The sequence below is a fragment of the Mycolicibacter arupensis genome, from assembly GCF_002086515.1.
Classification (GTDB): domain Bacteria; phylum Actinomycetota; class Actinomycetes; order Mycobacteriales; family Mycobacteriaceae; genus Mycobacterium; species Mycobacterium arupense.
In genome coordinates this window covers 75,280-83,162 of record NZ_MVHH01000016.1, presented here as the reverse complement: position 1 = coordinate 83,162, position 7,883 = coordinate 75,280, and the positions used below count along the sequence as shown (strand labels likewise).

The following is a 7,883-nucleotide window of genomic DNA, read 5'->3' as shown; positions in this document are numbered from 1 at the left end:
CTCCCCGGCACCCCCGCCCGCACCCAAACAGGTGATCGACGGTGACGGCACCTTCGCCGTCGGGACCGATATCGTGCCGGGCACCTACCGCTCCGACGGGCCACGGGACGGCAATGCCTGCTACTGGCGCCGGATCGGCGGCGAGAAAACTCTCGACAGCGCGATGACGAAGAAGCCCCAGGTCGTGCTGATCGAGCCGACCGACACCGCCTTTCGGACCGACCGCTGTCAGACCTGGCAGCTGACGGAATGCCCACCCACCTGCGCACCGGTCCCGCAGCCGTCGGCCGGGCTGCCCGACGTGCTGAAGGGCTTCGTACCGCAGGCCCGCCCGCCCGCTCCCCCTACCGGCGGCGGATAGCCGGTAGCGCTTCAGACGCGTTCGGTCTCGGCCAGCATCAGCGTTGCGCCGTCGACCAGGGTGCTGATCACGTCATCGGTGCTGAAGTCGCTGAGCCACAGATTCGGGGCGTCACTGCGGTGCGTCATGGCGACGCCGTGCACCGCCACCGACAACGCCGCGGCGATCCGATCAGAATGAGGGTCGGCCTCCGAATCCGGCTCCTCGCCCCGGCACGCCAGCAATCCCCTGGTCACGATGGCCAGCGCCCGGCGAGCGGCCGGCGAGGCGTGACTGTCCTGGGTCATCAGGGCATAGCGCAAGGGATGGCGCTGCGCGAACGACACATACACCCGGCAGCCGATGAGCACGCGCTCCCGCGGGTCGTCGGCCTGCTGTACATGGTCGGCGATCTCGTCGGAGACTTGCATCCAACTCGACTCGGCGACCGCCTCGAGCACGCGCTCCAGGTCATCGAAGTGGGCATATACCGATGGCGCAGCGATGCCCGCCTCCCGGGCGATGCGGCGCAGGGAGACTTCGGCCTCGCTATCCGCGGTGTCAATGACCCGAACCGCGGCAGCCAGGATCTCGTCGCGCAGCAGCGCGCCGTGACCTCGTAGGTTGCGCCGTCGGGGGGGGATTGGCACGCCGTGATCCTAACGTTGCGTTAGTTGTTGCCGTGCGTGTTCTGAAGAACAACCCATGTTCAGATATGAGTTGAGACCATCTAAGTTTGCAGGCGTTTGTTTACATACGTATTTCCTGCGGAGATCGGCGCATCGCCACAACTCCGCGCGCCGCCACCGGGCCGACCGGCGCCAACCCCGCCCACTTCTTACTAATTCGCCAATCGGGCCTTATTTTTCTTAATTTTCCGGTAGGGTGCTCGGTGACACCACTGCACCGGAGGTCCCATGCTTGACGACATCTATCGGTCCGCCCGCTCCAGGATCAGCGCGCTAGCCGCGGGACTCACCGACGAACAGCGGGCGACTCAGGTTCCTGCCACGCCGGGCTGGTCGGTGCACGACGTCTTGGCCCACCTGACCGGCGGCGCCGCCGATGTCTTGGCCCAGCGACTCGATGGGGCACCCGGCGAATACTGGACCGCCCGGCACGTGGCCGAACGTCGCGACCGCTCGATCGACGCGCTGCTCGCCGAGTGGGAGAACGCGGCCCCGGCGGTCGAGGCGAGCCTGCCGAAGCGGTTCGCTGGGCCAAACCTCGCCGCGGACGCGATCTGCCATGAGGGGGACCTGCGCGAGGCTCTGGGTCTGCCGCGGATCGACCGCGAGCACTGGCAGCCATTCCTGGACGTCCTGGGTTACCTGCCAGGACGACGCCTGGCGGACACCCATACCCTGCTGATCAGCGACGAGCTGGGTCAGGAGTGGCGCTGCGGTTCAGGTGAATCCGTCACCGAGTTGCGGGCCGCGGGCTACGAGCTGCTGCGGGGGCTGTTCAGCAGGCGCTCCCGTCGCCAGATCACAGCCTGGGACTGGTCCCCTGAACCGTCGGCGCACCTGGTCGACAGCTTCGGAGCTTTCGGCCACCGCGACGACGATCAGCCGATTCCGACTTGCTGAGCTCAGTCGCCGCAGGAGGCCAGCCTCGGCGGGGAGAACGCCACCGAGCCGACCCCACCCTGCACCGCGCCGTTCGCCGCCAGACGCACCGTGGTGACGTAGGTACAGGTTTGAATCTCGGTGGACAAATTGAGATAAACCACGTTGTAGGTGTAGTCGAACGAGCGCACCAACCGCTTGGCATCCCAGGGCACGTCCAGGACGAAACCGAGCGATGAGTCGAGCGTTCGGATCCAGATTGCCCGCGAACCGGTCTCTCCGATAGACGGGACCACCGAAAACGGGGAGCCATCCGGCGTAGTGCCAGAGACCCTGAGGCTGTCGATGCGGTAGCCGGTGGCTTCCGCCGGTACCGGGTCACCCGGCTGAATCCGCGTGGTGAACTGGATGAAATATGAGGTCCCACCGCTGGTGGCGGCCGTGGTGGAAAAGCTGGTCCAGCTGAATTCCTGCGGCAACTCAGCCGCGCAGTTGTCGATCACGGCGCCGGGATCCGCACACCCGGTTGAGCCCGCAGGCGCCGCCCCGGCCCGCGGACCGGCGTGCGACGCCGCGAGGACCGGCACCGACCAGGCCAGCGCACGCAGCACGACGCGTCGCGGAATCGCCGATTTCGCGAGGCCGGTCATCGGCCCACAGTACCGACCGGGGCGGTATCCGGTTGTTCGAGAAGTGCTGGGGTGCCATGCTCGCCGGATGGTCTGGAAGCGATTGTCCGCTGCGGTCACGGGCCGCCGATCCTGGCTCGTAGCCCTGGTGCCGATCCTGATCGCAGTCGCGCTGATGGTGCTCAGCAACGCCGACGGGGACGCCACCCGATCCCCCGAGTCGCTGCCGGCCAGCGCGGAGTCCGCCCGTGTCGCGGCTGCACTGTCCACCTTCGCCGGCGGGCAGCAGGCGACCGTGCTGATGGTCGCCACCCGCACCGACCGGGCGCCGCTGAGTGCGGATGACCTGGCGGCGGTCACCCAGGCCCGCGACCGGCTGTCCCGGGTGCCCGAGGTGCTCGCCGGCTCGCCCTCGCCGGTGGCGGTCGCTTCCGATGAGCAGGCGGCGCTGGTGGCAATACCGCTTAACGCGGAGTTGTCCGGCTTCGCGCTCACCGATGCGGTCAAGGCCCTACGGTCCGCCGCCGCCGACGGTCTGCCATCTTCGCTATCGGCCCAGATCACCGGCGGGCCGGCCTTCGGCGCCGACATCGCCGACGCCTTCACCGGCGCCAACGTGACTTTGCTTGCGGTCACCGCACTTGTGGTGGCGTTGTTGTTGATCGTCACCTATCGATCCCCGGTGTTGTGGCTGGTGCCGCTGACGGTGATCGCGTTCGCCGATCGCGTGGCCACCGTGGTGGGTTCCGATGTCGCGCGCGCTGCGGGGGTCACCTTCGATGGTTCCACCGCGGGCATCACCAGCGTGCTGGTCTTCGGGGCCGGGACGAACTATGCGCTGCTGCTGATCTCGCGCTACCGCGAGGAGCTGAGCACCGGCCCCGATCATCGCAGCGCCCTGCGCCGCGCAGTGGCCGCCGCCGCGCCGGCGATACTGGCCAGCAACGCCACCGTGGTGCTGGCGCTACTCACGTTGATCCTGGCGGTCACCCCGAGCACCCGCAGTCTCGGTATCTGCGCCAGCTGCGGGTTGGTGGTGGCCGCCGCATTCGTGTTGCTGCTCTTGCCGCCGCTGTTGGCATTGTTCGGCCGGAAGGTGTTCTGGCCGTTCATTCCCCGCACCACGGATACCCCCCCGCCGCCGGCCGGCGCCTGGCACCGTGTCGCCGATGCGGTCGCGCGCCGCCCGGCCCTGGTGTGCACCGTGGCGGTCGCTGTCCTCGCAGTGGCGGCCACAGGCCTGCTGGGTAGCGGAATCGGGTTGTCGCAGACCGAGCAGTTCCGGTTGCGGGCCGATTCGGTGATCGGCTTCGACACCTTGGCGGAGCACTTTCCCGGCGGCGCCGCGGGTCCGACCGTCGTGATCGGCCCCACCGCCCGGTCGCAGCAACTCAAACGGGCGATCACCACAGTCCCCGGGGTGGTATCGGTCGCCCAGACCGGGTTGTCCGAGACCGGCCGGACCATGTGGTCGGTGGTGATCGACGCAGCACCGGCAACCGATCAGGCCTTCACGATCGTTGCCGGACTGCGGGATTCCGCTCAGCAAGTAGATCCTCGCGCCCTGGTGGGGGGACCCGATGCGCAAGCCCTCGACGTCCGTGACGCCGCGGTACGCGATCGCTCGCTGCTGATTCCCCTGATCCTGCTGGTGGTCCTCACGGTGTTGTTCGTCCTGCTGCGGGCGGTATTGGCTCCGCCTGTCCTGGTGGCGGCCACCGTGCTCAGCGCGGTGGCGGCGCTGGGTCTGGGCTGCTGGGCCAGCGTGCATGTGTTCGGATTTCCGGCGTTGGACAACAGCACTCCGTTGTTGGCATTCCTGTTCCTGGTGGCACTGGGTGTGGACTACACCATCTTCCTGGTGACCCGCGCCCGCGAGGAGACCCCGGATCACGGCACCCGCGACGGCATGGTCCGTGCGGTATCGGCCACCGGAGGGGTGATCACCAGCGCCGGCATCGTGCTTGCCTCGGTCTTCTGCGTGCTCGGCGTCCTGCCGCTGATCGTCCTGACGCAGCTGGGCATCATTGTGGGCCTGGGCATTCTGCTGGACACATTCGTGGTTCGCACCCTGGTGATTCCGGCATTGTTCGCGTTGATCGGCGACCGGATCTGGTGGCCCAGCTTTCCCCGTTGAACTCAGCGGCCAGATGCCGCGCCGGGCCAACAAGTCCTTTGCTGCACCGCTTAGATGGCGAAGGACTGCACGTGGTCGATTGCGGCACTCAATGCGTTCTCCAACGGAGCAACATTCCGCTTGACCTGGGTAAGCAGCATGCCGCCCTGGAATGCCGACAGCAGTAGATCGGCCAGTTGCGTCGGGTCGGCATCGGCGCCGATTCGACCGAGATCCTGCATCCGCTGGAGTCCGTCCCGAAAGATGTCGCGCCACTGATCAAAGGCCTGAGCGAGCGCCTCGTGAACGTCGAGGTCTGCCTTGATGATCTCACTGGCGAGCGAGCCGAGGGTGCAGCCGTCCCGGTAGGCACTCTCGTCGCTGACGTAGGAGTTCGCCCAGTCCCGAAGTGCCTCAACGGTGTCGAAACCTTCGAATCGCTCCGCTCGGTACGTGGATAGAACACGCTGGGCCTGCCAGTCAATGACCGCCAGGACGAAGCTCTCCTTGGTCGGGAAATAGTGGTTGAGCTGCGACCCACTGACACCGGCGACCCGACGGAGCTGCTCGTTGTTCGTCCCGGCGACGCCCTTGGCGTAGATCAGCTCCGCCGCGTGTTCGAGGATCCGCGCCCGCGTCGCCTGACCCTTCTCCGTGAGTTTTCGGGGCTCCTCGGCAGTCGCTGAGATCTTCATGCTTCCGACGATATCAAAATTGGGCTTGACAGCCCACTCTGAATCGCGTTTACTTCGGGAATGGGCTATCCAGCCCATTATCTTGATACCTGGCCCGGCTACCGAGCCCCCCAGCTACTGGAGGTTGATCCGCCATGTCACGCCCAGCTGCTCCCGAACGGGCGCCCGCTGGAGCACAGGCCGTCTTGGACCACGCCGGCTTCCAGTTCGGCTTTGCTCCCGGTATGCCCGCGTGCAGCAATCCGCTTTCGCGATTCGCAGCCCACGAGCTCTTCACGGCCTTCTGAAAATCACCCACGCATTCGCCAGAAAGCACAACGAAAGGGATCCACCATGTCCATCGAAAACAACTCGTATGTCGCGGCAGCCCTCAAGGGCACATCGGCCGTGCACGCGACGGCAAATATCCTTGCCCGTTGCGGTTTGGCGCTCGTGATCGGCTGGATCGGCGTATTGAAGTTCCACTACTACGAGGCGCAGAATATTCAGCCACTGGTAGCGAACAGTCCGTTGATGGGGTGGGTCTACGACATCTTCAGTGTCGAGACGTTCTCGTCCATTCTTGGTGTCGTGGAGGTCCTCACCGCGCTGTTTTTGGTGGTCAAGCCGTGGTACCCGAAGATTTCCGCACTGGGCAGCGTCGTGGCCATCGGGCTTTTCGTCAGCACCTTGTCCTTCGTCGTCACGACGCCGGGCGTAGGAGAGGCATCAGCCGGCGGATTCCCCCTGCTATCGATGACCGGCCAGTTTTTGATCAAGGACATCGTGCTGCTGGCGGTGTCGGTTCTGACGCTGGCCGACGCCATGGAGACAATCAATCGGCGGGCAGTACCGGCCAACGGATGATTTGACCGCTGCGGTCGGGGACCTATCGATCCGCCTGCCGGACACGCGGCTGTACCGACTTTCACTCGGTCCAGGGCGACAGTCCGGCAGGCGGGTCGATTACGGTTCCGGCTATGAATCCGTGTCGAATCCGTGCAGGACGGTTCTGATGCGCACCCGGGGCTGGGGCGGCCATGTTCCCGCCAGTGACGAAGAGGCGGTGGCGCGGATCCTGCACGCCACCCGCCGGACCATCGACGAACGCGGCGAGCAGACCAGCATCGCCGACGTCGCCCGCACCCTCGGCGTCACCCGGCAGACCGTCTACCGCTACTTCCCCAGCACCGAAGAACTGCTGGCCGCCACCGCGGCCGACGGCGCCGGGGCATTCTTGGAACAGCTCGCCGAAGCACTGGCCGGCATGACCGATCCCGGTGACGCCGTCGCTGAGGGTGTGGCCCTGACCCTGGAACGGCTCCCGGATGACCCGTATGTCGGCCTGCTGCTGCGGACGCAGCATGCCAGTGCATTTGCCGAGACCGTCACCAGTGAGACCGGACGCAGTTTCGGGCACTCACTGTTGGACCGCCTCGACGTCGACTGGAGCGGCTTCGACGAGCAGAGCATCGACGACATCATCGAGATGGTGCTGCGCACCTTGCAGTCGTTCATCCTGGCGCCGTTGCCCGCACCGGGCGAAGAGTTGCGGCGCCTGCTGCGACGGTGGATCGCCCCGGCGGTGAGTGCGGCGCGAACAGCTACGCCGGGTCGCGTGTCAGCGAGTAGCTGACGCCGGTGAGTTCTTCGGCAGCCTGCCAGAGCCGCAGTTGACTGTCGGGGTCACAGGCCCGCCCGGCCGCCCGCACCAGTACCGGTGGGCCGATCTGCTCGAAACGCCCTCCCGGACCGTAGAACTGGCCTCCGGCGGCGTCCGGGTCGGTCGCCGCCCGCAACATCGGCAGCGCACCCTGCGCGGGCCCCTGAGTGAACCAGCCGGTCAGAAATCGGAATCTGCTGTTGAACACCCAGCGCACCGCGCCGGATTGCTCGCGCAGAATCGAGGTGCGGGTACCTCCGGGGTGTGCCGCCAACGCAATGGCCGCGCTGCCGGCGCGCTCCAGCCGCCGCTGCAGTTCGTAGGTGGCCATCAACTGGGCCAGCTTGGACTGGGTGTAGGCGCGGGTGGGGGCAAACGACTGCTGCGACTGCAAGTCCTCGAATGCGATCACACCGCTGCGGTGCGTCTTACTGCTCACCGCGATGATCCGGCCCGCGGGGGACGCGAGCACCTGGTCGAGCAGCAGCCCAGTCAGGGCGAACGGCCCCAGAAAGTTCGTGCCGAAGTCGCCCTCGAATCCGTCGGCCGTCACCTGCCGGGTCTGATGCATGACGCCGGCGTTGTTGACCAGGATGTCGATCACCGGGTACCCGGCCCGCAGCTCGTCCGCGCAGGAACGCACCGATGCCAGGTCACTGACGTCGAGACGAACCACGTCCACCTTCGCTTCCGGCGCCGACCCGAGGATGTCGAGCCGGGCCTGGGCGGCCGCATCGGTGTTGCGGCAGGCCAGCACGACGGTGGCTCCCCGCATCGCCAGTCCGCGCGCGACCTCCAGCCCAACGCCGGTATTGGCACCGGTCACCACTGCGGTGCGGCCGACCTGCGCTGCGCCCTGTTCCAACGACCAGTCGCCCGTGCTCATCCGCAGC

9 protein-coding genes are annotated in these 7,883 nt (G+C 66.8%); 5 read left to right on the top strand and 4 right to left on the bottom strand.

Annotation, left to right across the window (positions count from 1 at the left end):
* On the top strand, positions 1-361 hold a 361-nt coding region (locus BST15_RS10390), incomplete at its 5' end, for a hypothetical protein (protein WP_083070931.1).
* A gap of 11 nt (positions 362-372) precedes the next feature.
* Here the strand turns inward: BST15_RS10390 and BST15_RS10385 are convergent.
* Positions 373-990, bottom strand: a complete 618-nt coding sequence (locus tag BST15_RS10385) for a TetR/AcrR family transcriptional regulator (protein ID WP_046188883.1) — start codon at positions 988-990, stop codon at positions 373-375.
* A 267-nt stretch (positions 991-1,257) separates the two neighbouring features.
* On the opposite strand from BST15_RS10385, the gene BST15_RS10380 reads away from it, so the two are divergent.
* On the top strand, positions 1,258-1,929 hold the full coding sequence (locus tag BST15_RS10380) for a maleylpyruvate isomerase family mycothiol-dependent enzyme (protein WP_046188882.1): 672 nt from the start codon (positions 1,258-1,260) through the stop codon (positions 1,927-1,929).
* Between the two features lie 2 nt (positions 1,930-1,931).
* On the opposite strand, the gene BST15_RS10375 is transcribed toward BST15_RS10380, so the two are convergent.
* Positions 1,932-2,558, bottom strand: a complete 627-nt coding sequence (locus BST15_RS10375) for a hypothetical protein (RefSeq protein ID WP_046188881.1) — start codon at positions 2,556-2,558, stop codon at positions 1,932-1,934.
* A 67-nt stretch (positions 2,559-2,625) separates the two neighbouring features.
* On the opposite strand from BST15_RS10375, the gene BST15_RS10370 reads away from it, so the two are divergent.
* Complete coding sequence (locus BST15_RS10370) at positions 2,626-4,674, top strand: MMPL family transporter (RefSeq protein WP_046188880.1); 2,049 nt, start codon at positions 2,626-2,628, stop codon at positions 4,672-4,674.
* Between the two features lie 50 nt (positions 4,675-4,724).
* Here BST15_RS10370 and BST15_RS10365 read toward each other — a convergent pair whose 3' ends face one another.
* Entirely contained in the window at positions 4,725-5,348 is a 624-nt protein-coding gene (locus BST15_RS10365) for a TetR/AcrR family transcriptional regulator (protein ID WP_046188879.1), read from the bottom strand.
* Between the two features lie 333 nt (positions 5,349-5,681).
* Between BST15_RS10365 and BST15_RS10360 the strand changes: the two genes are divergently transcribed.
* Both BST15_RS10360 and BST15_RS10355 read left to right on the top strand, forming a co-directional pair.
* On the top strand, positions 5,682-6,194 hold the full coding sequence (locus BST15_RS10360; RefSeq protein WP_046188878.1) for a YkgB family protein: 513 nt from the start codon (positions 5,682-5,684) through the stop codon (positions 6,192-6,194).
* Between the two features lie 148 nt (positions 6,195-6,342).
* Positions 6,343-6,963 (top strand): TetR/AcrR family transcriptional regulator, encoded by a 621-nt coding sequence (locus BST15_RS10355; RefSeq protein ID WP_046188877.1) that lies wholly within the window; start codon positions 6,343-6,345, stop codon positions 6,961-6,963.
* On the opposite strand, the gene BST15_RS10350 is transcribed toward BST15_RS10355, so the two are convergent.
* On the bottom strand, positions 6,932-7,876 hold the full coding sequence (locus tag BST15_RS10350) for an oxidoreductase (protein WP_046188876.1): 945 nt from the start codon (positions 7,874-7,876) through the stop codon (positions 6,932-6,934). The genes BST15_RS10355 and BST15_RS10350 overlap by 32 nt on opposite strands.
* Positions 7,877-7,883 lie beyond the last annotated feature (7 nt).

What these genes read in the sequence shown, in the direction of transcription:
- BST15_RS10380 (WP_046188882.1), top strand. Translation starts at nt 1,258, where the DNA reads ATGCTTGACGACATCTATCGGTCCGCCCGCTCCAGGATCAGCGCGCTA.
- BST15_RS10375 (WP_046188881.1), bottom strand. Translation starts at nt 2,558, where the DNA reads ATGACCGGCCTCGCGAAATCGGCGATTCCGCGACGCGTCGTGCTGCGT.
- BST15_RS10370 (WP_046188880.1), top strand. Translation starts at nt 2,626, where the DNA reads ATGGTCTGGAAGCGATTGTCCGCTGCGGTCACGGGCCGCCGATCCTGG.
- BST15_RS10365 (WP_046188879.1), bottom strand. Translation starts at nt 5,348, where the DNA reads ATGAAGATCTCAGCGACTGCCGAGGAGCCCCGAAAACTCACGGAGAAG.
- BST15_RS10360 (WP_046188878.1), top strand. Translation starts at nt 5,682, where the DNA reads ATGTCCATCGAAAACAACTCGTATGTCGCGGCAGCCCTCAAGGGCACA.
- BST15_RS10355 (WP_046188877.1), top strand. Translation starts at nt 6,343, where the DNA reads ATGCGCACCCGGGGCTGGGGCGGCCATGTTCCCGCCAGTGACGAAGAG.
- BST15_RS10350 (WP_046188876.1), bottom strand. Translation starts at nt 7,876, where the DNA reads ATGAGCACGGGCGACTGGTCGTTGGAACAGGGCGCAGCGCAGGTCGGC.